The 26173-nt window shown below is 46.1% G+C and carries 23 protein-coding genes; 18 read left to right on the forward strand and 5 right to left on the reverse strand.

Translation table 11 applies throughout. The features are described 5' to 3' along the window. Positions 1–134 precede the first annotated feature (134 nt). Positions 135–341 (reverse strand): DUF1107 domain-containing protein, encoded by a 207-nt coding sequence (locus AACU59_RS06595; RefSeq protein WP_010319814.1) that lies wholly within the window; start codon positions 339–341, stop codon positions 135–137. Positions 342–980: 639 nt separating this feature from the next. Then, positions 981–1952, reverse strand: coding sequence for a tRNA-modifying protein YgfZ (gene ygfZ, locus AACU59_RS06600; protein WP_094145837.1), 972 nt, complete (start codon positions 1950–1952; stop codon positions 981–983). A gap of 147 nt (positions 1953–2099) precedes the next feature. Between ygfZ and AACU59_RS06605 the strand changes: the two genes are divergently transcribed. Then, positions 2100–2360, forward strand: coding sequence for an FAD assembly factor SdhE (locus tag AACU59_RS06605; RefSeq protein ID WP_010319812.1), 261 nt, complete (start codon positions 2100–2102; stop codon positions 2358–2360). Next, positions 2308–2757, forward strand: a complete 450-nt coding sequence (locus AACU59_RS06610; protein ID WP_327790216.1) for a protein YgfX — start codon at positions 2308–2310, stop codon at positions 2755–2757. Before AACU59_RS06605 ends, AACU59_RS06610 begins: the two co-directional genes overlap by 53 nt. Before the next feature lie 54 nt (positions 2758–2811). Here the strand turns inward: AACU59_RS06610 and nadB are convergent, their stop codons facing one another. Then, entirely contained in the window at positions 2812–4419 is a 1608-nt protein-coding gene (nadB, locus tag AACU59_RS06615; protein ID WP_029189883.1) for an L-aspartate oxidase, read from the reverse strand. Between the two features lie 405 nt (positions 4420–4824). Between nadB and rpoE the strand changes: the two genes are divergently transcribed. The 11 genes from rpoE to acpS all read left to right on the forward strand — a co-directional run bounded on the left by rpoE (position 4825) and on the right by acpS (position 13968). Then, on the forward strand, positions 4825–5397 hold the full coding sequence (gene rpoE, locus AACU59_RS06620) for an RNA polymerase sigma factor RpoE (RefSeq protein ID WP_026027282.1): 573 nt from the start codon (positions 4825–4827) through the stop codon (positions 5395–5397). A 34-nt stretch (positions 5398–5431) separates the two neighbouring features. Continuing rightward, positions 5432–6055, forward strand: coding sequence for a sigma-E factor negative regulatory protein (locus tag AACU59_RS06625; protein ID WP_017046484.1), 624 nt, complete (start codon positions 5432–5434; stop codon positions 6053–6055). Further along, the gene (rseB, locus tag AACU59_RS06630) at positions 6052–7032 is read left to right on the forward strand and encodes a sigma-E factor regulatory protein RseB (RefSeq protein WP_017042688.1); all 981 of its coding nucleotides are present in this window, start codon (positions 6052–6054) and stop codon (positions 7030–7032) included. The genes AACU59_RS06625 and rseB overlap by 4 nt, the downstream gene beginning before the upstream one ends. Beyond that, a complete protein-coding gene (locus AACU59_RS06635; protein WP_088729149.1) occupies positions 7029–7499 on the forward strand; it encodes a SoxR reducing system RseC family protein in 471 nt (156 codons plus the stop codon). The genes rseB and AACU59_RS06635 overlap by 4 nt, the downstream gene beginning before the upstream one ends. A gap of 112 nt (positions 7500–7611) precedes the next feature. Beyond that, complete coding sequence (gene lepA, locus AACU59_RS06640; RefSeq protein WP_026027281.1) at positions 7612–9405, forward strand: translation elongation factor 4; 1794 nt, start codon at positions 7612–7614, stop codon at positions 9403–9405. A 91-nt stretch (positions 9406–9496) separates the two neighbouring features. Further along, the gene (gene lepB / locus AACU59_RS06645) at positions 9497–10393 is read left to right on the forward strand and encodes a signal peptidase I (protein WP_013856032.1); all 897 of its coding nucleotides are present in this window, start codon (positions 9497–9499) and stop codon (positions 10391–10393) included. Positions 10394–10429: 36 nt separating this feature from the next. Beyond that, positions 10430–11107, forward strand: a complete 678-nt coding sequence (rnc, locus tag AACU59_RS06650) for a ribonuclease III (protein ID WP_010319803.1) — start codon at positions 10430–10432, stop codon at positions 11105–11107. Then, complete coding sequence (gene era, locus AACU59_RS06655; protein WP_010319802.1) at positions 11100–12074, forward strand: GTPase Era; 975 nt, start codon at positions 11100–11102, stop codon at positions 12072–12074. Before rnc ends, era begins: the two co-directional genes overlap by 8 nt. Positions 12075–12121: 47 nt before the next feature. Further along, positions 12122–12850, forward strand: a complete 729-nt coding sequence (gene recO / locus AACU59_RS06660; protein WP_026027280.1) for a DNA repair protein RecO — start codon at positions 12122–12124, stop codon at positions 12848–12850. Further along, the gene (pdxJ, locus tag AACU59_RS06665) at positions 12847–13578 is read left to right on the forward strand and encodes a pyridoxine 5'-phosphate synthase (RefSeq protein ID WP_013856034.1); all 732 of its coding nucleotides are present in this window, start codon (positions 12847–12849) and stop codon (positions 13576–13578) included. Before recO ends, pdxJ begins: the two co-directional genes overlap by 4 nt. Before the next feature lie 9 nt (positions 13579–13587). Continuing rightward, positions 13588–13968 (forward strand): holo-ACP synthase, encoded by a 381-nt coding sequence (acpS, locus tag AACU59_RS06670; protein ID WP_013856035.1) that lies wholly within the window; start codon positions 13588–13590, stop codon positions 13966–13968. Positions 13969–14077: 109 nt separating this feature from the next. Here acpS and barA read toward each other — a convergent pair whose 3' ends face one another. Continuing rightward, the gene (gene barA / locus AACU59_RS06675) at positions 14078–16858 is read right to left on the reverse strand and encodes a two-component sensor histidine kinase BarA (RefSeq protein WP_094145836.1); all 2781 of its coding nucleotides are present in this window, start codon (positions 16856–16858) and stop codon (positions 14078–14080) included. Positions 16859–17041: 183 nt separating this feature from the next. On the opposite strand from barA, the gene rlmD reads away from it, so the two are divergent. The 5 genes from rlmD (at position 17042) to eno (ending at position 24827) form a co-directional block, all read left to right on the forward strand. Further along, positions 17042–18364, forward strand: coding sequence for a 23S rRNA (uracil(1939)-C(5))-methyltransferase RlmD (gene rlmD / locus AACU59_RS06680; RefSeq protein WP_094145835.1), 1323 nt, complete (start codon positions 17042–17044; stop codon positions 18362–18364). 63 nt (positions 18365–18427) lie between these two features. Further along, entirely contained in the window at positions 18428–20650 is a 2223-nt protein-coding gene (gene relA, locus AACU59_RS06685) for a GTP diphosphokinase (RefSeq protein WP_017046490.1), read from the forward strand. A gap of 134 nt (positions 20651–20784) precedes the next feature. Continuing rightward, positions 20785–21582, forward strand: a complete 798-nt coding sequence (mazG, locus tag AACU59_RS06690) for a nucleoside triphosphate pyrophosphohydrolase (RefSeq protein ID WP_094143545.1) — start codon at positions 20785–20787, stop codon at positions 21580–21582. Between the two features lie 223 nt (positions 21583–21805). After that, positions 21806–23446, forward strand: a complete 1641-nt coding sequence (locus AACU59_RS06695; protein WP_094145834.1) for a CTP synthase — start codon at positions 21806–21808, stop codon at positions 23444–23446. A 79-nt stretch (positions 23447–23525) separates the two neighbouring features. Next, positions 23526–24827 (forward strand): phosphopyruvate hydratase, encoded by a 1302-nt coding sequence (gene eno / locus AACU59_RS06700; RefSeq protein ID WP_013856041.1) that lies wholly within the window; start codon positions 23526–23528, stop codon positions 24825–24827. A gap of 116 nt (positions 24828–24943) precedes the next feature. Here the strand turns inward: eno and AACU59_RS06705 are convergent, their stop codons facing one another. Continuing rightward, positions 24944–26155, reverse strand: coding sequence for a multifunctional CCA addition/repair protein (locus tag AACU59_RS06705; protein ID WP_094145833.1), 1212 nt, complete (start codon positions 26153–26155; stop codon positions 24944–24946). Positions 26156–26173: the final 18 nt, after the last annotated feature.

A 26173-nucleotide genomic window follows, 5' to 3' on the forward strand; every position in this document is an offset into this window, starting at 1 on the left:
CCCTTCAAGGATGGTTTAGGTTACAAACCATCCTTGAAGGGTATGAACTGGCTAAGTCTCTTGATTCACCAGACTTGTGATCAAGAGACAGGGCTTATGGCCAACCCTTTTAAAATTCTTTAATGAAACTCGTATTATGCGTAGGCGCAGCGTAGTCTCATGATTTCCTGATTCACTTCCTTCACCGTCTGAAAGTGGCGCTTGTCTGCGCGCTCTGGCAAGATCAGTTTGCCATTATCGAATTCAAATTTTCCAACCCCGTAAATATAGATTCTTCCTTTAAAAAGCCGACTTACGTGTTTAGCTATCATACCTGGCGTATAGCGCTTAAACAGTCTCATACTTCGATCCTTCTGTTATTCTAACACTGCAAATTATAAATAAATTGCGCCTCTAATAGTGTGATTGCCATAGAGGAATATGCAGTTATTGATGGCTCTTTTGGATATTTGTGCTGCCGTAGGCAAAATGTTGGATAAATACCCATGTTTGCGTGATTATCTCCTCAAAATAGTGCTAACAAAAAATGCTCAGTGCACCATTCACTTGGTGCATATTAAGCACGACAAATATTACACTTTAAAGAATAGCTGCTGTTTATGTAAAGTGTTAAATTTTGGTTAAGAATAGCCTAAAAAAAAGCCCGCTTAAATAATAGGCGGGCGAATAGTCACAGATGCATTACACAAAAAGTGGATGTCCTGAAACAATCAGTGGATTCACTTTTTTGCTGGTCAGGGCAACTTCTCGTTTGTCCTGACCAGCATTGTTAAGAGTACGTCAAAACAAACCTAATGACTATTTATGTTTCAATGATGACTAAAAATTCATCTCTAATGTTGTGTGATTTAGAGAGCGATCACGCATCAATGTAATGGATTACATTATTGCATTCTTTTTCCTGAAATTTATTCGAGATAGGCGAGTGTTAGAAAGCATACGCCTCGTAAAGAGGCGCATGGTCAATATGAGGAAGAAGCTTATTCGTCAGTAAGAGAGTAAGGGAGAGCTTGCATAAACCAACGAGTGTTTGGTTGGCTTGCAAGACGAAACTCAGTTTCTGGCTCGAGATTGTTTGGTAAGACTACTAAACCGATAGCGGTATTATCAGCAAACGTGTAGTGAACCATTAATTGCCCAGCACTACGCCAGTTTTCTCCAACTGAGCGTTCGATCATGATTGGTTGATCATTACTTAGCGGTTGCTCAATGTTGCCTTGAAGGATGTACATTGCACGCTTATTAATACCTCGATATTTAGCGCGAGCGACGGTTTCTTGGCCTGTATAACACCCTTTATTAAAGCTGATACCATTAAAGGCCTGAAGATTAACGGCTTGCGGTATGTGCTCATTTTGATCCGCTTGACCAAGGACGGGGACTGCTTCTTCGATATCAAAGCGAGTCCACGTTTCCTCGGTGACTTTCAGTGCTTCACTTTGCGTCATGAGCTGTTGCGCGGTTTGCTCTGAAACAAGTAATAGCCAACGTTGGGATGAAATTTTGATGGCGCTACCACCGTCAATCAAACGCACCTCACCTTCATCCGCCGTTAATGTGTTGATATATTGCTCAGCTTGTTCGCCCATAACACCCAGTGCGACGTCTTGGCTCTGGCTGATATTGACCTTAGAAAAAATAGCGTATTTTTTCAGCTCTCTTAATTCAGCCTCTATCGCTGATAAAGGCTGGAACATCGCATAACCATCGTGATGATGGAACAGTCGAAAGACGGACCACACTTTGCCTTTCGCATCACAATGGGCGCCTAAGGTTGACTGTGTTGGTTCAAGAGTGACGACATTACAGGTCACTTGGCCTTGCAAATAGGCTTTTTTATCATTGCCTGAAATGATGATAGCGCCCCAGGATGCAAGATGAGTCAGCATCAGTGGTGGAAGTGAGTCATTGGCGGTTACTGCGAGAGGTGTCAATGTGTTTTGCCAGTCCATAGTCGTTACCTAAAGAGAATCTTGAGCCCCATGTTAATCCGGAAATTTTTTTTTGTCAGCTTGAACAGGGACTGTGACTCATCTACTAGTTGTATCTTCATCCAGTTGATACACTCAACGCAAATAAACATAAGGTGAGGAAAACCGATGTACACCACTGAAGAAAAAGCAAGAATCAAGTGGGCATGCCGTCGTGGAATGTTAGAGCTCGATGTGGTTGTGATGCCGTTCTTTGAAGAGTGCTTTGATTCTCTGAATGAAAATGAGCAACGAGATTTCGTTTCCCTACTTGAGTCTGACGACCCTGATCTATTTACTTGGATTATGGGGCATGGTCGTAGCGAAAATCTTGGGCATGCGGCCATGGTGGATAAAATTGTTGCCCACAACCTCAGCAAAGTGCGTTAATTTCGTATTATTTCCTTCCCATTTTGCCCGCATTACTAACTTCATTTTTTTGATGATAGCCGTGTGGGCATTATTGATATCGCCGATTCCACTTGTAACGCTCCCCTTATTTTACGCACCTCTTATCACCGCGCAAAAGAGTACCTCACTGTTAGTCCCTAGCTTAATCGGCCAATTCAAGCTCACGAGTCACGGTGAGTGGCAATGTGCCGACCAGAACCTGTCCATTGAAAAGGTTTCTACACAGTTTGCGTTTATGGTGTTGATCATTTATGCACAACAAGGTAAGCGCTATCTAGTGTGGCGCGACAGTTGTGTGGAAGCGGATTATCGCCGTTTATTGGTGCAGCTTCGGCAGGTTACCCATAACCAATCACCAACAATAAAGGAGCGATAAATGCTCCTTTATTCATTCGGTCAACTTGACGCTAACAGATGATCGTTGGCGAGGTTACTCGTCTGGCGTTAGGATCGTTGGGCCACTATTTTCGGCTAACTCTGGATAATCGAGCGTGTAGTGCAAACCGCGGCTCTCTTTGCGTTGCATAGCACAACGCACCATCAACTCTGCCACTTGCAGTAAGTTACGCAGCTCAAGCAGGTTATTTGAAACGCGGAAATAACTATAGTATTCGTGGGTTTCTTGTTGCAGTAATTGAATGCGGCGTAGTGCTCGCTCTAAGCGCTTATCTGTGCGGACAATCCCCATGTAATCCCACATAAATAGGCGCAGTTCATGCCAGTTATGTTGGATTACGACCTCTTCATCAGAGTTATTGACCTTACTTTCATCCCAACCGGGTAAGCTTGGTGGGAGCTGAGCCGTTGGTAATCCTTTTAAAATATCCTTTGCCGCTGACCAGGCATAAACGACGCATTCTAATAGAGAGTTCGACGCCATTCGGTTAGCACCGTGCAAACCGGTGTAGCTAACTTCTCCGATCGCATACAGGTTATGCAGATCCGTTTTACCTTGTTTATTGACAATAACGCCACCACAAGTGTAGTGCGCCGCAGGAACAATCGGAATCGGCTCTTTGGTCATATCAATGCCCAAATCCATCAAGCGTGTATAAATGGTTGGGAAATGTTTTTCAATAAAATCGGCCGGTTTGTGGCTGATGTCCAGATACATACAATCAGCACCTAAACGCTTCATCTCATAGTCGATGGCGCGAGCCACGATATCACGAGGAGCCAGTTCGGCACGTTCATCAAAATCGAGCATGAATCGTGAACCGTCTGGGCGTCTTAAAAAAGCGCCTTCTCCACGTAGTGCTTCTGTCAGTAGGAAATTACGTGCTTCAGGGTGGAAAAGACAAGTTGGATGGAATTGATTGAACTCAAGGTTCGCCACTCGGCATCCTGCACGCCACGCCATTGCGATACCATCACCTGAGGAAACATCAGGGTTAGAGGTATATTGATACACTTTTGAGGCGCCGCCCGTGGCTAAAACGACAAACTTAGCGCGGATCGTTTCAACGTGTTCCTCATTGCGGTTCCAAATATAAGCGCCAACCACTCTTTTTTTATCACCACCGATTTTATCTTCGGTGATTAAATCCAGTGCATTGTGACGTTCAAGGATAGTAATGTTGGGGTGATTATGAACATTGTCTTGCAAGGAGGTTTGCATTGCCATGCCAGTGGCATCAGCCGCGTGCAAGATGCGGCGATGACTATGGCCGCCTTCACGAGTTAAGTGATAGCGAGGTGCTTCATCACTGTCATTCTCTTCTCTGTCAAAAGGAACGCCGCCATCGATAAGCCACTGAACACACTCTTTAGCATGCTCGGCTATGAAACGGACAGTATCCTCTTCACAGATCCCTGCGCCCGCAATTTGAGTGTCTTCGACGTGTGACTCAATACTGTCTGATTCGTCAAAAACAGCGGCAATCCCCCCTTGGGCGTAATAAGTGGCACCTTCACTGCGTGGTCCCTTACTCAGTACAATGACTTTACTGTGTTTTGCTACGCGTAGTGCGAGCGATAAACCCGCTGCGCCACTGCCTACGACTAATACATCGCATAGATGTTCACGGTTTGCGTTCATAAAACTTTTAAATTCCCGAACTAGAGTAGAGTTGTCCAACTCTCATTTTAAATATGCATTGCATGTATCTATACTCTTGAAGTGATTCAGCCGCAAGGTTTATCCACTAACGGTATCGCTATGGCTTCAAGCCAATAGCAGTAGAGAAAGATTTGATGCAATACTTTGTAAATGCCATTGTCTTTCGTCTTATCGACCCTCACTATATTGGGGATCCCCTATAGTGAAATTAGATCACATTTATTGAATAATGCTTGGCAAATATTTTTAGACAGAATGGAACTTTCTATTCTCCCTTGAGTCACAATAGTGCTCATGTAAGCGGTGGTGTCAATACTACATTTTGCATAATGAATGCCCATATCTGAGAAGGTAAGGGGAATAACAATAGGAGTACAGGCTCGAATGAACGAGCAGCTGACCGATCAAGTATTGATTGAGCGAGTTCAGAGTGGAGATAAGCAAGCATTTAACCTTTTGGTTTTAAGGTACCAAAATAAAGTCTGCAACCTTATTTCTCGGTATGTGAGCAATTCCGGAGATGTAGCCGATGTCGCACAAGAAGCGTTCATCAAAGCGTATCGGGCTATCCCAAGTTTTCGCGGAGAGAGTGCCTTTTACACTTGGCTATACCGTATTGCTGTTAATACCGCTAAGAATCACATTGTAGCCCAAAGTCGTAGACCGCCCGCTAGCGATGTTGATGCTGAAGATGCTGAATATTACGAAAGTGGCAACGCATTAAAAGAAATATCGAACCCTGAGAACATTACGTTGTCGAAAGAATTGCAGCGGGTCGTTTTTGGTGCGATAGAAGCGTTGCCTGAAGATTTGAAAACTGCGATGACCTTGCGTGAACTGGATGGTTTAAGTTACGAGGAAATAGCAGAAGTCATGGATTGTCCTGTAGGAACGGTGCGTTCTCGCATCTTCCGTGCTCGTGAAGCGGTAGAAAAGAAGATTAAACCTCTTTTATAGCGCTCAAACTGGTAACGAAAATGGTGAATAAATAATGGCTGACAAAGAAAGACTTTCAGCACTCATGGATGGGGAAATGGTCGATAAAGCGCTCATTCAAGAATTAGAGCTCGACCAAGAAAGTTTGCAAACGTGGAAAAATTACCATTTGGTTGGTGATGTGATGCGTGGAGATGCCCCAGTCCGAGCTGAGTGGGATATTGCACAGAGCGTTGCATTAGCATTGGATGACGAACCCGCACACAGTCGTTTACAATCTGCTTCGGTTATTGATTTTCGTGATGCAAGCCGTGAGTCTCAGCCGACGCCAGCTCAAGCTCGTCGGCAGTTACCGGCTTGGCTTTCCCAATTTGGCCAGGTTGCGGTTGCTGCGTGTGTGTCGTTTGTGGTGATTTTAGGTGTTCAACAATACGGTGGCCGTGATTCAGGAGTGAATCAAAACGACCAATTACCCGTACTGCAAACCATTCCGTTGGCTGGCAGCGCAGAGCCAGTGAGCTTAACGCGTGATTCAGTAGAGCGCCAAACCAGCGAAAGCCGCGTGCAAGAACAACGTCGCCGCGTAAACGCATTATTGCAAGACTACGAGCTGCAACTTCGCCTGAACAGTGAAAGTGCAAGCCCACATAACGATGTACTTGAATCGGTAGTTGAATGAATAAATTCCTGATCAGTGCACTGGCGCTGTTCAGTTTGAACTCTACATTAGCCTTTGCAGAAGACCAACCTGCAGAGGCTTTGTTGCTTCAAATGAACGAGGCCAGTCAGCATTTAAATTATGAGCTGTCTTACATTCTGATTAAGAAAAACAGCATCGATCCACTGCTGTATCGTCATGCAAGTCAAGGCGATCAGCAATTTGCGCATCTCGTTTATCTCAGCGGCCCGATCCGTGAAGTGATTCGCCGTGGCAATGAAGTGAGTTACATTGAACCTGGGGTAGAACCGTTCACCATTGAGTCAAGCACTATGGTTGCGCCGACGATTCCGATGCTAACCAGCAATGTCACTGAATTAGGCCGTTACTACGATTTCGTCAAAGTTGGCCGTGCACGTGAAGCGGGTACGGCTTGCCAAGTGGTGCGAGTGGTGCCGAAAGATGGCTTACGCTATTCCTATATTTTGTGGGTAGATGAAACCAGTAACTTGCCATTGCGAGCTGATTTAGTCGATCGCGACGGCGAGGTGCTTGAGCAATATCGCACTATCTCTTACGCCATTAGCGACAAATTAGCGCAGGCGATGCAAGGGCTAAATGACGTTGAGTTACCCGAGGTATTGACGTTACCGAAAGGCAACCTTACCGAAAGTTTTTGGCAAGTGAGTTGGAAACCAGAAGGTTTTGAACCTAAAGAGCTTAACCGTTATCGTATGGCGATTACTGAGCGTTTGGTCGAGAGCCAGATGTTCAGTGATGGGCTATTTAGTTTTTCTGTCTATATTTCCGATAGTGACAACCATTCGCTGAAAGGCCAACTGGTTCGTCAAGGCCGCCGTACCCTGCATAGTGTGGTGAAAGGAAACAATGAAATCTCAGTGGTCGGTGATATTCCACCGGCAACGGCGCAGCGCATTGCTCAATCGGTGACGTTTGTCCAGCCTGCGGCGCCCTCAACAGAGGCAACCAAACCATGATGACGGCGTTAGCAACAGTCACCGCTGTTCAACCTGATGCTAAAGGGTTTCACGTTGAACTCAGTTGTCAGCAGCAGACCAGTTGCAGCAGTTGTTCGTCCTCCAAAAGTTGTGGTACTGGGATCGTATCGAAAGCGATTGGTAACAAAGCGCTGTTATGGCAACTCGATACGAAAAAACCAGTGAAGCAAGGCCAGACGGTTGAAATCGGTTTCCCCGAAAAAAGCTTGCTTCAATCGGCAGCCTTAGTGTATTTGGTGCCGCTTTTTATGATGATGTTCGGCGCTTGGCTGGGTGAGAGCCTCTTGGCCCCTTGGCTCGGTTTAGGTGAGGGCATCGTGATCATCATGGCCGCTGTTTTTATCGTGCTGGGGATCGGAATTGCCAAACGTTGTTCTGTGGTTCTTGAAAAACGATCGCAGCAAGAGGTGGTTTTGGTCCGAGTCCTTGGTGAACCTATCGCCTAATTTATGATGCGAACCCTACCGAAATTGGGTAGAATCGGCCAACTTTATGGAAACGCCGCTTGATGTGGCTTTCTTATGTCCCTTTTTTCAAGAGTTTAGTCATCCCAAATCTATGAAGCACATTCGTAACTTTTCGATTATCGCCCACATCGACCATGGTAAGTCGACCCTATCTGACCGTTTGATCCAAGTTTGTGGTGGATTAAGTGATCGTGAAATGGAATCTCAAGTTCTAGACTCTATGGACCTTGAGCGTGAGCGTGGCATCACCATCAAAGCACAGAGTGTGACGCTCGATTACAAAGCAAACGATGGCGAGACATACCAGCTCAACTTTATCGATACTCCTGGACACGTTGACTTTTCTTATGAAGTTTCCCGTTCTTTAGCCGCCTGTGAAGGTGCTCTATTGGTGGTGGATGCTGGTCAAGGCGTTGAAGCGCAAACATTGGCTAACTGTTATACCGCCATTGAAATGGACCTTGAAGTTGTCCCAATCCTAAATAAGATTGATTTGCCAGCCGCAGAGCCTGAACGCGTAGCGGAAGAAATTGAAGATATCGTCGGCATCGATGCTATTGACGCAGTGCGCTGCTCTGCGAAAACAGGCCTTGGCGTGGATGAAGTGCTAGAAAAAATCGTTTCTGGTATTCCGGCTCCTGAGGGCGATCCTGCTGCGCCGCTGCAAGCGTTAATCATCGATTCTTGGTTTGATAACTACTTAGGTGTTGTCTCTTTAGTGCGAGTGAAAAATGGTGCGCTGAAGAAAAATGACAAGATTAAAGTGATGAGCACAGGCCAAACTTGGGGTATTGACCGTTTAGGTATTTTTACGCCAAAACAAGTCGACAAAACCATGTTGAACACTGGTGAAGTGGGCTGGGTGGTTTGTGGTATTAAAGACATTCTCGGCGCTCCTGTGGGTGATACACTGACCAGCGCGAAAGATCCGTGTGAAAAAGCATTGCCAGGCTTTAAAAAAGTGAAACCGCAGGTGTATGCGGGGCTTTTCCCTGTCTCTTCTGATGATTACGAAAACTTTCGTGATGCGTTAGGTAAACTGAGCCTAAACGATGCCTCGTTATTCTATGAGCCAGAAAGTTCGGCCGCCCTTGGTTTTGGTTTCCGTTGTGGTTTCTTGGGTATGCTCCACATGGAGATTATTCAAGAGCGTTTAGAGCGCGAATACGATCTTGACCTTATCACCACTGCGCCAACGGTAGTCTATGAAGTGAAGAAGACCGATGGCACGATGCTTTATGTTGATAGCCCGGCTAAATTGCCTGCGGTGAACGACATTGAAGAGATTCGTGAACCGATTGCGCGTTGTAACATTTTGACCCCTTCTGAATATTTGGGTAACGTCATTATGTTGTGCGTTGAAAAACGTGGCGTGCAGGTTGATATGGTCTATCACGGTAACCAAGTAGCCTTGACTTATGATGTGCCGATGGCCGAAGTGGTGCTTGATTTCTTTGACCGCTTGAAGTCAACTTCTCGTGGTTATGCATCACTTGATTATGGTTTCCAACGCTTTGAAGCTTCAAGCATGGTCCGTGTGGATATCTTGCTAAATGGTGACAAAGTGGATGCGCTAGCCATCATCACTCACAAAGACAATTCGCAAACGCGTGGTCGTCAAGTGGTTGAGAAAATGAAAGAGTTTATCCCTCGCCAAATGTTTGATATTGCGATTCAAGCGGCGATCGGTAACCACATTATTGCTCGTTCAACCGTGAAGCAGCTGCGTAAAAACGTACTGGCGAAATGTTACGGTGGTGATATTAGCCGTAAGAAAAAACTGCTTAAGAAACAGAAAGAAGGTAAGAAGCGCATGAAGCAAATTGGTAATGTTGAGTTGCCACAAGAAGCCTTCCTTGCCATTTTGCACGTAGGTAAAGATTAAGCATTGCTTTGTTCTTATGCATGCAGCAGTCACCATTTAAGTGAAAGAGTTTCGGCTCTTTCACTTTCGTATTTTTAGATAAGGGAACTCCATGGCGAATACATTTTCACTCATCTTGGTGATCGTCACATTAGTGACCGGCATAGTTTGGGTGCTGGAGAAGTTGGTGTGGGCGAAAAAACGTCAACAGAAGATGGCCGCTATTGAAGCGCAAACCAACGGCTTGGATGACAAACTCAGCGCCAAAATTTCCGCGCAACCTTGGTGGATTGAAAACAGTGTTTCCATCTTCCCTGTGATTGCTTTTGTGCTGGTGCTACGCTCTTTTGTGTACGAACCTTTTCAGATTCCATCTGGCTCAATGATGCCAACGTTGCTGGTGGGCGACTTCATCTTAGTTGAGAAATACGCTTACGGTTTGAAAGACCCAGTATGGCGTACTCAACTGGTCGAAACTGGTAAACCAGAGCGTGGTGATGTCGTGGTCTTTAAATACCCACCGCAACCAAGCATTGACTACATCAAGCGCGTGGTCGGCATGCCGGGTGACACAGTTCGTTATAGCAGCAACAAAGAGATTTGTATTCAAGCTCAAGGTTCAACAGAATGTAAACAGGTCAAACTGTCCAATGTTGAAGAGAGTGAGTTCAACCAAAATGGCATCCCTTTAATTCAAGTGAATGAAAAGTTAGGTCAGGTTGAACACCAGATTTTGATCAATCCATTGCGTCGTGATCGTGTTGATGCTTATCAGCCACGCCATGGCGTTAATGAATGGGTTGTTCCTCAAGGTCAGTATTTTGTGATGGGTGATAACCGTGACAACAGTGCTGATAGCCGTTACTGGGGCTTTGTTCCAGAAGCAAACTTAGTCGGTAAAGCGGTCGGTATTTGGATAAGTTTTGAATTTGAACGTGGTGCCGATAGCGTTTTACCTTCGTGGATCCCAACTGGTGTGCGTTTTAACCGCATTGGTGGCATTAACTAGGCTAGCTTTGGCTAGCCATCACTACATCGAGAGAGCATGAATTCTCCAATTAGTAAATTAGAAACTAAACTCGGTTATTCATTTAATGATCCCGAGTTTATTTCCTTAGCACTGACACATCGCAGTGCAAATGGTAAGCACAATGAACGTCTTGAGTTTCTGGGCGATTCAATTTTAAGTTTTGTCATCGCTGATGAGCTGTACCACCGTTTCCCTAAAATTAACGAAGGGGATATGAGTCGTATGCGCGCTACGCTTGTGCGTGGTCATACATTGGCTGAACTGGGCAGAGAATTTTGCCTAGGAGATTACTTAAAATTAGGTCCAGGTGAGTTGAAAAGTGGTGGTTTCCGCCGTGATTCAATCCTTGCTGATGCCGTAGAAGCCATCATTGGTGCGATTTATTTAGACAGCGATACCGAAGTAGTACGACGTATTATTTTGAGCTGGTATCAAGAGCGCCTTGACGCCATTGAGCCGGGCGTATCGCAAAAAGACCCAAAAACTCGCCTACAAGAGTTTCTGCAAGGTAGAAGAAAGCAACTGCCTATCTACACAGTGACTAATATTAAAGGTGAAGCACACAACCAAGAGTTTACGGTATCGTGTGATGTAGCGGGAATGGGAACTCCTGTAATTGGTAAAGGCACCAGTCGTCGTAAAGCTGAACAATCGGCGGCTGAAATTGCACTAGAGCAACTGACAAATGGCTGATAACGAATTTGATTTGGATGCGTACTTCGCATCAAACACCAACAGCAATGAAGCAACTCCGGAAAGTGGTGAGCAGCACTGTGGTTTTATCGCCATTGTGGGTCGCCCCAATGTCGGGAAATCAACCCTGCTGAATAACTTACTGGGACAAAAGATATCCATCACATCGCGCAAGCCTCAAACCACTCGTCACCGCATTATGGGTGTCGATACAGAGGGGCCGTACCAAGCGATTTACGTTGATACTCCGGGGTTACACATCGAAGAAAAGCGTGCGATTAACCGCTTGATGAACCGTGCGGCAAGTAGTTCACTCAGTGATGTTAACTTAGTGCTGTTCTTAGTCGATGGCACTCAGTGGACCGCCGATGATGAAATGGTGCTCAACAAGTTACGCAATGCTAATTTCCCTGTAGTGTTGTGTGTCAATAAAGTCGATAACGTGAAAGATCGTAACGATGTAATGATGCATATGCTAGAGCTATCGAAGAAAATGGAATTTGTTGATGTCGTGCCGATTGCGGCAAAACATGGCAAAAACGTCGATGTATTGCGCAAACATGTGCGTGAGCATTTACCTCAAGCCACGCATCACTTCCCTGAAGAGTATGTGACTGATCGCTCACAGCGCTTCATGGCTTCCGAGATTGTGCGTGAAAAACTGATGCGCTTTACTGGTGAAGAGCTGCCGTATTCAGTAACCGTTGAAATTGAACGTTTTGACTATAACCCTGAAACCGATGGTTTTCATATTAACGCGTTGATCCTCGTTGAACGCAGCGGTCAGAAAAAAATGGTGATCGGCAAAGGTGGTGAAAAAATCAAAACCATCGGCCGTGAAGCGCGTTTAGATATGGAAGAGTTGTTTGGTCGCAAGGTTTACCTAGAAACTTGGGTGAAAGTGAAATCCGGGTGGGCAGATGATGAACGTGCCCTTCGTAGCCTTGGTTATATTGACGATCTATAACCTCTATTCGAGGTGGGCGAGAACATCGCTCACCTTTGAGTGCTGATATGTCAGACGGTTTACAGCGCTGTTTTGTCCTTCATCGACGTCCTTATAGCGAGTCGAGCCTAATCCTTGATGTGTTTAGTGAGGAGTATGGCCGCGTCACCTTAATGTCCAAAGGCGCACGCAGTAAACGATCGAACTTAAAAGGTGCACTGCAACCTTTTACCCCCTTATTGCTCAAATGGTCAGGCAACGGTTCAATGAAAACCTTACGCCAAGCTGAACCGATTAGCCTTGGCTTACCACTCAGTGGTATTCATCTCTATTCTGCCATGTACGTCAATGAGCTGATTGGCCGCGTGCTTGCGCAAGAAGTGCCTTGCCCAGGTCTGTTCCATGATTATCTGCATGCACTCACCGAGTTAGCTCAGTGTGAAAATCCAGAACCAGCACTGCGCCGTTTTGAACTCGCGTTGCTAGCTTCAATGGGTTATGGCGTTGATTTCTTGCATTGCGCCGGAACGGGAGAAGCCATCGATCCTCGCATGACTTATCGCTATCGCGAGCAAAAAGGTTTTATCGCTTCTGTCAGGCGCGATAACCTCACGTTTATGGGCGATGAGTTGATTGCCATTAGTGAGCGGCGCTTTGTCAGTAAAGAGCAGCTTCAAGCGGCAAAACGCTTTACACGCATAGCGTTAAAGCCGTATCTTGGCGGCAAACCTTTAAAAAGCAGGGAGCTTTTCCTGCCCATGTCTAGTTTTTCCAGAGTACGGAGTATAGGAAAATGAGCGCAATTTACTTAGGCGTTAATATCGATCACATCGCCACGTTACGAAATGCCCGCGGTACTAAATACCCAGATCCCGTGCATGCTGCTGAAATGGCAGAGCGTGCCGGAGCCGATGGCATTACCATTCACCTACGTGAAGACCGACGCCATATCAAGGATCGCGATGTGCGTATTTTACGCGAGACGTTGCAAACTCGAATGAACCTCGAGATGGCCGTTACCGACGAAATGATTGATATTGCTCTGCAAACCCAACCTGAATTTGTGTGTTTAGTGCCTGAAAAGCGTGAAGAACTAACGACGGAAGGTGGGCTGGACGTATTAGGACAGCTTGACAAAGTGAAAGCGGCAACCGAAAAACTGACCGCTGCAGGCATCAAAGTCTCTCTGTTTATTGATGCTGATCGTGAGCAGATTAACGCAGCTAAAACTTGCGGTGCACCGTTTATTGAATTGCATACTGGTCATTACGCCGATGCAACAACCGAAGCGGATCAGCAAGATGAGTTAAAGAAAATTGCGGCGGCTGCGAGCTATGCGAGTGATTTGGGCATTACGGTGAACGCTGGTCACGGTTTGACTTACCACAACGTAGCTGCCATTGCTGCACTGCCTGAAATTTACGAACTCAACATTGGTCACTCGATTATCGGGCGTGCTGTATTTGATGGTTTGGAAAAATCGGTCGCCGATATGAAAGCCATCATGCAAGCGGCTCGCAAATAAGGTCTACCGATGGCGATTATCGGCTTAGGGACTGATATTGCGGAAATTGAACGCATAGAAAAAGCATTGTCACGCAGTGGCGATGCTTTTGCCGAGCGGGTGCTAACCCAAGATGAATTGGCGGTGTTCTATTCGCTCAAGAAAAAAGGGCGCTATTTAGCGAAACGTTTTGCCGCTAAAGAAGCGGCATCTAAAGCGCTTGGTACGGGTATTGCGCATGGCGTTAGCTTTCAGGATTTTACCGTCACCAACGACGCCAACGGAAAACCCGTGCTAACACTATCAGGTAAGGCTAAGCAGTTGGCTGCCACAGCCAGTGTGAATCACATTCACCTAACCATTTCTGATGAGCGTCATTATGCGGTGGCGACGGTGATTTTAGAGTCTTAACCTGTCGATCTTCTCTGCTTGCTGACAAGCAAATACGGCTGAGCGGCAAGCCCCTTTTTTCACAAGCCCCTTTTTTCATTAGGTTAAATTGTCTCTTCGGTTAAATTGGTCATTCGCTTAAATACGGTTTAGCGGTAGCGATCACTTTGTCCATCTCATCTTGTAGCTCGAATAATTCCGGTTCGACATCGCTGATGGATTTGCCCGATCGCAATGCCTGTTCAAGCGCCGCGCACACTTTTTTCAAGCGGGGTACGCCACTGTATGAGCAACTGCCGTGCAGTTTATGAATATGGTGCAGTAGATCTTGTGTAGGGTATTCATCGTCTTCCAACGCCATACTGACGACTTGGTTCACCTGTGGAATCGAATCAACTAGCATCTGTAACAGCTCTTTGGCCAAATCTTCCTTGTTGGCTGATTGTTTGAGTGCATTTTGCCAGTCAATGATAATGGTGTGATTAGGCTGCTCAGCTTCCTGTGACGGCGACGGTATAACTTGTTCTGTGAGTTGTAATTTCTCCAACTGTTTACGGTTGGCGTAGGGGTTCCAATGTGCTAACACTTGCTGCAAGATGTGCTCTTCAATCGGCTTAGTGAGGTAATCATCCATTCCTTCTTTCAGCAGACGATCGCGCTCTCCGATCATTGCATGAGCCGTTACCGCAATCACGGGCGTTTGGTGATTGAGTACCGTTTTCTTAATTTCCTGGCAAGCGGTGACCCCATCCATCTGTGGCATTTGGATGTCCATCAAAATCATATCAAATTTCTGGCGGCTTGCTTGTTCGACCGCTTCTTGGCCATTCGTACAAGCGATGACGGTTTCAACACGTTCTTGCAGCAGGGCCATGATCAGTTTGAGGTTGGCAGGGTTATCATCCACCGCCATTACTTTCAGGGGCAGTGTATCGAGTGTGATCGGTAGATCTTGAATGGCAGGCTGTACTGGTTGGTGCGCGATTAACAGTTGCAGCAATTTTTTACGCGACAGTGGCTTGGTAATGCATTGCACTGGATGATGCTGCATTAAATAATCGGATAGTGCGAGCTCGGTACTTGGTGTACCGATAATCACGTTGTCGGCAAGCTGAATAGCCTTTGTGACCCACTGCTCAACCAAATTCAAATCAGTCTCTCTACTTGGGGCTAAATTGAGTAATACATAATCGAAGCGATCCGTTTCTTCTGGCATCACCGCTCGATATGTGACGCTCAACCCTGCCTGCACCAACATTTGCTGGATGATGGAGGCGGCTTGCATATTGGGTTCAACGAGCAACAGCTGTTTATTGCTCAAAATATGTGGGTCAAGCCAGTCGCTCATCGGCATTTCAGTGGTATTAAGACGCAGCGTAAACCAGAAGGTGGAACCTTGGTGAAGGCGGCTGGTGAGGCTAATTTCTCCGCCCATGTGGCTGACCAATTTCTGAGTAATAACCAAACCAAGTCCAGTGCCGCCGTAGCGACGAGAAATACTGGCATCGGCTTGGCTAAAGGCTTGGAACAGCTGTGCTTGTTGGCGCTCTGAAATACCAATGCCGGTGTCGCGCACCATAAATTGCAGCTCAACCACATTGTCGCGTTGTGAGCGCAATTCAACACTGATGTCGATGTTGCCACGTTCGGTGAACTTAATCGAGTTACCGACAAGGTTGGTCAACACTTGTTGGATACGAAGTGGGTCACCTACCAAGCCTGCTGGGATTTTTTGATCCACTTTAAGAGTGATTTCCAATCCTTTTTCATGAGCACTGGTCGCTTGGAGGTTAACCACCTCTTCCAAACTTTCTTGAAACTCGAACGGAATATTTTCCAGCGCTAACTTACCGGCTTCTAGCTTGGAGAAATCCAAAATGTCATTGATGATGTTCAATAAGTTATTGGCCGATTTTTCAATGGTTTGTAAGTAATCTGCTTGGCTATTCGTCAACTGGGTTTTGAGCATTTGGCGGGTGAAGCCAATGACACCGTTAAGCGGCGTACGCAACTCATGGGACATGTTGGCAAGAAATTCTGATTTTATGCGCGCGGCTTCTTGGGCGCGTTTTTTGGCAATGTCCAATTCAACGTTTTGGATTTCCAACTGCTCTAAGGTTTCTCGCAAATCCGAGGTGGCTTGGTCGATACTGTGCTGCATTTCGACGTGATATTCCGATAGCGATACCGCCATCGCGTTGATCCCTTTTTTGAGCGAATCTAACTCACCGTGCATTTTGCCTTCGATCCGCACATCAAGGTGGCCGCGACGAATTCTATCCACCATGTTTTTCATGTGTGAGATAGGGCGAGTCACATCGTGCAGGAGCCGGAATGCGAACATTCCCGATAAACCTAGCCCAAGCGCAAGCACTAAAAAGGCGGAAAAGACCTCTTGATATTGTTGTAAACGCAATGAAGAGAGATCCAACTCAATCGCGATATAGCCGAGCGCAGGCGTTGATGTATTGGCATTTATGCCTTCGGTTAGACGGTTTTCAGCCAAAATTGGCGTGCGCAGTATTAAAGTGTTCTCGGTGAGATTTGAGCTGCTTAAAATCGGAATGGGTTTCTCTTTTGGATAAGTTAAGCTTTCAAAGTTAGGGTGGAAGTTCGAGGTGACAAACAGTTCGTGGTTGGCGTCAAACACCGCAATACTGCGGACAAATTTAGAGTTCTTCCGATGCGCGTAGCTGATAATGCGGCGCACCGACTCACGGCTTTGGTTTTTTAAGGCGTCTTCACTAGCAATAGCCAAGGGCTCAATGATGCTTGCCCCCGCATTGATCACCTGTTTCTCCAGATCATGGTAGCGATTGAATGAGAAAAAAGCACTGAGCAACAAGCCGATAATTAAGGTTGGAGCTAAGGTTAAAGTAATAACGCGCGCGCGTAAGCCATATCTGGTCATTATTGTCTAAACATCGTGGTGTGGATATGGGAAAATAGCCCGCAATTTGATGAGCAAGCCTGTACGAAAATCGTTTAATTGACGGCTAGCTTAATCAAGTCGAGTAAGTTCGACAATCATCCCCGCACTAAATAGTGACGCTAGGGCAAAAAACATCGATTTAATTTTACTTAGGCACAGAGCATGGCACGTTTTTTCCAACCGAAAAAGAAAGCGCAATTAGAAACAAAACATCAAACGGTATTGATTGAACGTCTTGATCATCAAGGTTCTGGTATCGCTTATCAACACAATAAACTGCTTTTTGTTGATGGCGCGCTGCCCGGTGAGCAAGTGCTGATGCAGCTAACTGAAAGCAAAAGTAAATACTCTCGCGGTCAGTTGATTAAAGTCTTAACGGCCAGTGAACAACGCGTGACGCCATTTTGTCGCCATTACGGTCAATGTGGTGGTTGCGATCTGCAGCATTTAGAGCACAGTGCGCAGGTGGCGCACAAAGAGCAAACACTCTCGCAATTGATGAGTAAATTCGCCGGACAAACGTTGGCATTGAGCCCCGCAATAAGTTGCGCCAATAAAGGCTATCGCCGCCGCGCCCGCATCAGCGTGTTGTGGGACAAAAAGCAGCAACAGCTGCAATTTGGCTTTCGCAAAAAGCAGAGCAAGCAAATCGTTAACGTGACGGACTGCCCAGTGCTAGAACCACAACTCAACACGCTACTTACACCTATCCAAGCGCTGTTAACGCAATTTAAATCTCAGCAAGCGATTGGCCATGTTGAATTGGTGCTGGGTGATCAAGGCGCGATGATGGTGTTGCGCCATCTTCAGCCGCTGCCAAGTGAAGATCACGCGGCGCTGCTGGCGTTTGCTCAGCAGCATCATCTCACTTTGTATGTGATGCCAGAAAGCGATCAGCTCGAACGTCTTCACGGAGAGATGGCAAGCTACTGTGAAACCGGATCAGTTATCGAATTTTTGCCCTCCAACTTTATTCAAGTCAATCGTCAAGTAAACCAAAAAATGGTGGCTCAAGCATTGGAATGGTTAGCCTTGACTGAGGATGACCGAGTGTTGGACCTATTTTGTGGCGTAGGGAACTTTAGTTTGCCGATGGCCCAATACGCTCAATCGGTGGTGGGCATTGAAGGTGTGGATGAGATGGTTGAGCAAGCGACACAAAACGCGCAGCGCAATCAAATCGACAATATCACGTTCTACCAAGCAAATTTGGAACAAGATATGTCAACGCAAGCGTGGGCAAAGCAAAAATTTGCTAAAGTACTACTCGACCCAGCGCGAGCCGGGGCGGCAGGCATTGTCGACCAATTGGCTAAGCTCGGCGCTCAGCGCGTGGTGTACGTTTCTTGTAACCCGGCAACACTGGCAAGAGACAGTCAAAGTTTACTCAGCCAAGGTTATAAGTTGGTAAAACTTGGCATGTTGGATATGTTTCCACACACCAGTCATTTAGAATCGATGGCGCTATTTGTAAAAAGTCGGTAGACAGAGAACTAACTCAGTCGAAGTTAGTCGAATACCACAAACTATAAAACTAGGACGAATCAGATGGTTGCGGTACGAAGCGCACACTTGAATCCAGACGAACAGTTTGAGCTAGATAAATGGATTGCGAGTTTACATCAAGATAAAAGCACAGCTTCTAAACTGACGGACGTATATCGTCAGTGTGAAACGTTATTAGAAGGTCATGCCAAAGGACCGCTACTGCTGTGGCGCGGCCGTGAAATGATCGAAATCCTGATTACCTTATCGATGGATCGCGCCACTTTAGTCGCGGCTCAGCTCTTTCCTATCGTCAGTAGTGGGCTTTTTGACCGTGAAGTATTAGAAGAGACCTATGGTAAAGGCATAGTGAAGCTGATTGATGGTGTCGAAGAGATGGCGGCACTCGGTCAGTTAAATGTTACCTTGCAAGGCAGTGAAGCTTCAGAGCAGGTGGATAACGTTCGCCGCATGCTGCTTGCGATGGTAGATGATTTTCGTTGCGTGGTGATCAAATTAGCGGAGCGCATTTGTAATTTACGTGAAGTAAAAGATGAACCTGACGAAATTCGCCGTGTAGCGGCTAAAGAGTGCGCCAATATCTATGCCCCTTTAGCAAACCGCTTGGGCATTGGTCAGCTCAAATGGGAAATTGAAGATTACGCATTTCGCTACCAGCAGTCCGATACCTACAAACAAATTGCTAAGCAGCTTTCCGAGCGCCGCATCGTGCGTGAACAATATATTCACGATTTTGTCGAAGATCTGCGCGCCGAGATGAAGCTTTCTCATATCAATGCCGAAGTGAGTGGCCGTCCGAAACACATCTATAGCATCTGGCGCAAAATGCAGAAGAAAGGGTTGGCTTTCGATGAACTGTTTGATGTGCGTGCAGTTCGCATTATTGCTGATCAACTGCAAGACTGTTACGCCGCCTTGGGCGTTGTTCATACCAAATACAAACACCTGCCTAGCGAATTTGATGATTACGTTGCGAATCCGAAACCGAATGGCTATCAATCCATTCATACGGTGATTTTAGGGCCAGAAGGCAAAACCATCGAAATTCAAATTCGTACTAAGCAGATGCATGAAGAGTCTGAACTTGGGGTTGCTGCGCACTGGAAATATAAAGAGGGCGCAACGGTTGCCCGCAGCGGTTACGATGAGAAAATTACTTGGTTGCGTAAGCTTCTTGATTGGCAAGAAGAGATGTCTGATTCGGGTGAGATGATCGACGAGCTGCGTAGCCAGGTGTTTGATGATCGCGTTTACGCCTTTACACCTCGTGGTGATGTGGTTGATTTACCCATGGGAGCCACGCCGCTCGATTTTGCCTACCATATTCACTCTGAAGTGGGGCATCGCTGCATCGGTGCCAAAGTCGCGGGTCGTATTGTTCCATTTACTCATAAATTATCTATGGGTGATCAAGTCGAAATCATCACTCAGAAAGAGCCGAATCCGTCGCGTGATTGGCTAAATCCAGCAACGGGGTTTGTTCATTCAGGCCGTGCGCGCGCCAAGATTAACGCTTGGTTCCGTAAACAAGGCCGCGAGAAAAACCTTGAAGCCGGACGAGAGATCCTCGAATCAGAATTGGCCAAAATCGGTGCCACATTAAAAGATGCCGATAAATACGCGCTCAAACGTTTTAACGTCAATACGCCTGACGAGCTGTACGTCGGCATTGGCAGTGGTGATTTGCGAATCAACCAAATCGTCAATCACATCAATGCTTTGGTGAATAAGCCGACCGCTGAGCAAGAAGATCAACAAGCACTGCAAAAATTGCAAGATGCGCAAACTCGTCCAGCTCAGCCACATCGAGCGCACAAAGATGCCGTTGTAGTGGAAGGGGTAGATAACCTCATGACACACCTAGCGCGCTGTTGCCAACCTATCCCGGGTGATGAGATCAAAGGTTACATTACTCAAGGGCGTGGTATTTCAGTCCATCGCAGTGACTGTGAACAGCTAGAAGAGCTGAGCCATCACGCACCTGAACGCATCATTGATACCGTTTGGGGGCGCGGGTTTGTTGGAACCTATATTTTGACTTTGCGCGTTGAAGCGATGGAGCGAGGTGGGTTACTCAAAGACATTACTACCCTGCTTGCGAATGAGAAAGTGAAAGTCATCAGCATGAAAAGTCGTAGTGACTACAAAAGACAGTTGATCATCATGGATTTTGATCTTGAAGTGAGCAACATCGAAGCGCTGTCACGAGTATCAATGCGAGTAGAGCAGATCAAAGATGTAATGTTGGTGAAACGCCTAGGCTAAATTTCATATCACAGTAACACTCTTATTGGCGTGAATCGCAATTAAATCGCGACGCAAGCGCCTTGGGTTTTCAAAGGCGAGTGGCAATGACTGCTCGCTTTTTTATTTTAAATATTGATGTAAGGAGCGGATAAATGAGCCACCCAATCGAACAACTGGAACAGATCATGGCACAGTTGCGTGACACAAAAACAGGTTGTCCTTGGGATATCAAGCAAACTTTTGACACGGTTGTTCCTTACACAATCGAAGAGACCTATGAAGTGGTGGAAGCGATCCACAACCAAGATTGGCCTAATCTCAAAGAAGAATTAGGTGACTTGCTATTTCAAGTTATTTTTTATAGTCAAATGGCGAAAGAGCAAGGGTTGTTTGATTTCTCGCAAGTTGTTGAAACGGTGAATGAAAAACTTACGCGCCGCCATCCTCATGTTTTTGCGGGTGCCAAGTTTGAGGATGAAGCGCAAATCAACGCCAATTGGGAAGCTGAAAAAGCCAAAGAAAAGGTACAAGCAGGAAAAAAAGATCAAAGTATTCTAGACTCAATACCACACGCTTTTCCGTCTCTTTTACGTGCTACAAAGATTCAAAAAAAGTGTGCCCAATATGGCTTTGATTGGGATTCTATCGGCCCAGTGGTTGATAAAGTCCAAGAAGAGATCGAAGAAGTCATGGAAGAGGCGTTGCAAATTAACCCTGATCCGGTTCGAGTAGAGGATGAAATGGGCGATCTATTATTTGCCACCGTTAACTTTGCTCGGCACTTAAAAATTGATCCAGAAGTGGCGTTAAATAAAGCAAATCGAAAGTTTTCACGTCGATTTAAAGGCATTGAAATGCTGGTGGCACGTCAGCACAAAACCTTGACCGATTTTTCTCTCGAAGAATTGGATGCGATGTGGAATGAAGTGAAGCGCTTGGAGTCGAAGTAATACCCTGTGTTGGCAATCCACAATAAAACCCACCCATTGAGACAAATTTGACTCATTTGAGTGGTGTGATAAGCCATATCAAGCGGTGCTCTTTGATTTGAAGCAAAAAATAAAAAATGACAGTGTGATAGATTTCACGTTGTAGCGAATAAGGGCTTCTGGTATATTTTTATCCCGTCCAGAAGAAATCCATTTCCCTCATTCAACCAATTTCAGGTTAAACATGACGACAAATTACATTTTTGTTACTGGCGGGGTTGTATCCTCTCTAGGTAAAGGTATTGCGGCAGCATCTCTTGCGGCGATTTTAGAAGCTCGTGGTCTTAAAGTGACTATGATGAAGCTTGACCCTTACATCAACGTTGACCCAGGCACAATGAGCCCAACTCAACATGGTGAAGTGTTTGTCACGGAAGATGGCGCTGAAACTGACCTTGACCTTGGTCACTACGAACGTTTTATTCGTACCAAAATGACCAAGCGCAATAACTTTACTGCTGGTCGTGTTTATGCCGATGTATTGCGTAAAGAGCGCCGCGGTGACTACCTAGGTGCAACGATTCAGGTTATTCCACACATCACTAATGCGATTAAAGATCGCGTTATCGCAGGCTCTGAAGGTCACGATGTCGCTATCGTTGAAGTAGGCGGAACCGTTGGTGATATCGAGTCATTGCCATTTATGGAAGCGATTCGTCAGCTTGCGATTGAAGTGGGCCGTGAACACGCGATGTTTATGCACCTGACTTTAGTTCCTTACCTTGCCGCTGCTGGTGAAGTGAAAACCAAACCGACTCAACATTCAGTTAAAGAGCTGCTTTCTATCGGCATTCAGCCTGATATTTTGGTTTGTCGTAGCGATCGCGTTATCCCAGCGAACGAACGTAAGAAAATTGCTTTGTTCTGTAACGTGCCTGAAAAAGCCGTTATCTCGATGAAAGATGTTGATTCTATCTACAAGATCCCTCAACTGATCAAAGCTCAAGGTTTGGATGATATCGTTTGTAACCGTTTTGGTATTAAAGCACCGGAAGCGGATCTTTCTGAATGGGAACAAGTGATTTACGAAGAGGCTAACCCAACCGCTGAAGTGGTGATCGGGATGGTCGGTAAATACATTGAATTGCCTGATGCTTACAAATCGGTTAACGAAGCACTGAAACACGCAGGTTTGAAAAACCGCTTGAGCGTGAAAATCAAATACATCGATTCTCAAGACGTTGAAACCAAAGGTGCGGAAGTGCTGACTGGTTTGGACGCAATCCTCGTACCTGGCGGTTTTGGTGATCGCGGTATCGAAGGCAAAATTCTTGCTGCGCAATATGCCCGCGAAAACAAAGTTCCTTACTTAGGGATTTGTTTAGGTATGCAAGTGGCGCTGATCGAATACGCACGTAACGTTGCGGGTATGAAAGGTGCGCATTCAACAGAATTTAACAAAGAGACTCAATACCCTGTGGTAGGCTTGATCACCGAATGGGTAGATGACGAAGGTAACGTAGAAGAGCGTACTGAAAAGTCTGATCTTGGTGGTACTATGCGCCTTGGTTCGCAGCTATGCCACTTAGAGAAAGGCACCAAAGCGTATGAGCTTTACGGTAGTGCAACCATTCATGAACGTCATCGTCACCGTTATGAAGTTAATAATAAACTTCGTCCGCAGATCGAAAAATCTGGCTTGAAAGTATCAGGTCTGTCTGCTGATAAGAAGCTAGTTGAAGTGATTGAGAACCCTGCTCACCCATGGTTTGTAGCAGCTCAGTTCCACCCAGAGTTCACGTCAACCCCTCGTGATGGTCACCCACTATTTGCAGGCTTTATTAAAGCGGCAGGTGAGTTCCAACGCGGTGAATCAGAGAAGTAACAAGGATACGGGCAGTTGCAATTGTTGTGCTGCTGCCCTTTATAGTTTTGACATTTAAATTCAACGAGAGGAAACATTAATGTCTAAGATCGTTAAAGTTCTAGGTCGCGAAATCATCGACTCACGTGGTAACCCAACAGTAGAAGCTGAAGTTCACCTAGAAGGCGGTTTCGTAGGTATGGCAGCTGCGCCATCTGGTGCATCTACTGGTTCTCGCGAAGCTCTTGAGCTACGTGACGGTGACAAATCACGTTTCCTAGGTAAAGGTGTTCTTAAAGCGATTGCAGCTGTAAACGGCCCAATTGCTGATGCTCTAGTTGGTAAAGATGCTAAAGATCAAGCAGCTATCGACCAAGTGATGATCGACCTTGATGGTACTGAAAACAAATCTAACTTCGGTGCGAACGCAATCCTAGCGGTTTCTCTAGCGAACGCAAAAGCGGCTGCGGCTGCGAAAGGCATGCCTCTATACGAGCACATTGCTGAGCTAAACGGTACTGCTGGCCAATTCTCTATGCCTCTACCAATGATGAACATCATCAACGGTGGCGAGCACGCAGATAACAACGTAGACATCCAAGAGTTCATGATCCAACCTGTTGGCGCAAAAACTCTTAAAGAAGCAGTACGTATGGGTGCAGAAGTATTCCATAACCTAGCTAAAGTTCTGAAGTCTAAAGGCTACAACACTGCCGTTGGTGACGAAGGTGGTTTCGCTCCTAACCTAAAATCTAACGCTGAAGCGCTAGAAGTTATTGCAGAAGCAGTTGCAGCGGCTGGCTACGTGCTAGGCAAAGACATCACTCTAGCGATGGACTGTGCAGCATCTGAGTTCTTCGACAAAGACGCTGGCATCTACAACATGAAAGGTGAAGGCAAAACGTTCACTTCAGAAGAGTTCAACCACTACCTAGCGGGCCTTGTTGAGCAATTCCCAATCGTTTCTATCGAAGACGGTTTGGACGAGTCTGATTGGACTGGTTTCAAACACCAAACTGAACTTCTAGGCGACAAAATTCAGCTAGTGGGTGACGATCTATTCGTTACTAACACTAAGATCCTTAAAGAAGGTATTGAGAAAGGTATCGTTAACTCAATCCTTATCAAGTTCAACCAAATCGGTTCTCTAACTGAGACTCTAGCTGCAATTAAGATGGCTAAAGACGCAGGTTACACAGCGGTAATCTCTCACCGTTCTGGCGAAACTGAAGATGCAACTATCGCTGATCTAGCAGTAGGTACAGCTGCAGGTCAAATCAAAACGGGTTCTATGAGCCGTTCTGACCGTGTTGCTAAGTACAACCAACTAATCCGTATTGAAGAAGCGCTAGCTGGTCGTGCTCCTTTCAACGGTCTTAAAGAAGTGAAAGGCCAAGCTTAATCCCACGGGGTACAGCTTAGCATCATTACTTTAAAGAACGCCCTGCAATGCAGGGCGTTTTGTTTTTTCTGCTATCGCAACTCGCATTTTGAATTGCGAGTTGAGAAGAGAAAGATTTACACCGCGCTAATCGCTGCGATCCGTCGTTTATCCAGTTCTTCTTTGATCGCTTTCCCTTGAAAGCCATCACGGATCACCTGTTGTACATCGATACTCAGTGCCGCTTGATAAGCTTTGAGAAAAATATCGCGTTGCGGATAAGGGGTCTCTTCGCAGCCTAATCGACCCGCATGATCGGCCTGACAACAAAGTAAAACGTCCAGCAAGCGCTCAGGCTTGCGCCATGCATCGAGTTTATCGAGTATTTTGAGTTTGGTGCTGGGTTTTAATTCTGCCGCTCGATGAATATTGGTGTGCTGCTCGCAGACGAGCAGTGCCAACTCTTTACACTCATTTGGAATACGCACCCGCTCGCACAAGGCTTTAATGATGTTAATTCCTGTGTGACAGTGCATTTTATGGCTGGGCCATTCGCTTTTAGGTGTGACTCCTTTGCCTAAGTCATGCACTTGCGCTGCAAAACGAACCGCTATCGATGAAGAGAGCTTCGCCGCTTGCGCTGCAACCATCAAGGTGTGTACTCCGGTATCAATTTCAGGATGCCATTTTTCCGGTTGAGGAACACCAAACAGGCGATCCAGTTCGGGTAATACCACTTTAAGTGCACCGCATTCATATAAAACAGAAAGAAATATTTCTGGATGCTGAGTGGCCAGTGATTTCTGCCACTCTTGCCATACGCGCTCGGCGGTTAAGTGTTGCAACTCACCTGATTGCGTTATTTGTTTCATCAGTGCCATGGTTTCATCGGCAATGGTAAAATCTAAATGTGCGAATTTGGCCGCAAAACGAGCCACGCGAAGGACGCGTAGTGGATCTTCGATAAAGGCATCAGAAACATGGCGCAGTAGGCGATTGTGCAGATCGCGCTGGCCGCCATAGGGGTCAATAAGCTTACCAGCGTTATCTTGTGCGATGGCGTTAATAGTCAGATCGCGGCGGGCGAGATCTTCTTCCAAAGTCACATCAGGTGCGTAGTAGCAGGCAAAGCCTGTGTAGCCAGCGCCAGTTTTGCGCTCAGTGCGAGCAAGGGCATACTCTTGTTTCGTTTTCGGGTGAAGAAATACGGGAAAATCTTTTCCTACAGGAGTAAAACCAGTGGCCAGCATTTGCTCTGGGCTGCTGCCTACTACAACCCAATCTTTGTCATAGATATCAATATGGAGCAACTGATCGCGTACCGCGCCCCCAACTAAGTATACTTGCACCGGATTACCTTAAATATG

The organism is Vibrio sp. V23_P3S9T160, assembly GCF_963886625.1.
Lineage (GTDB): Bacteria > Pseudomonadota > Gammaproteobacteria > Enterobacterales > Vibrionaceae > Vibrio > Vibrio anguillarum.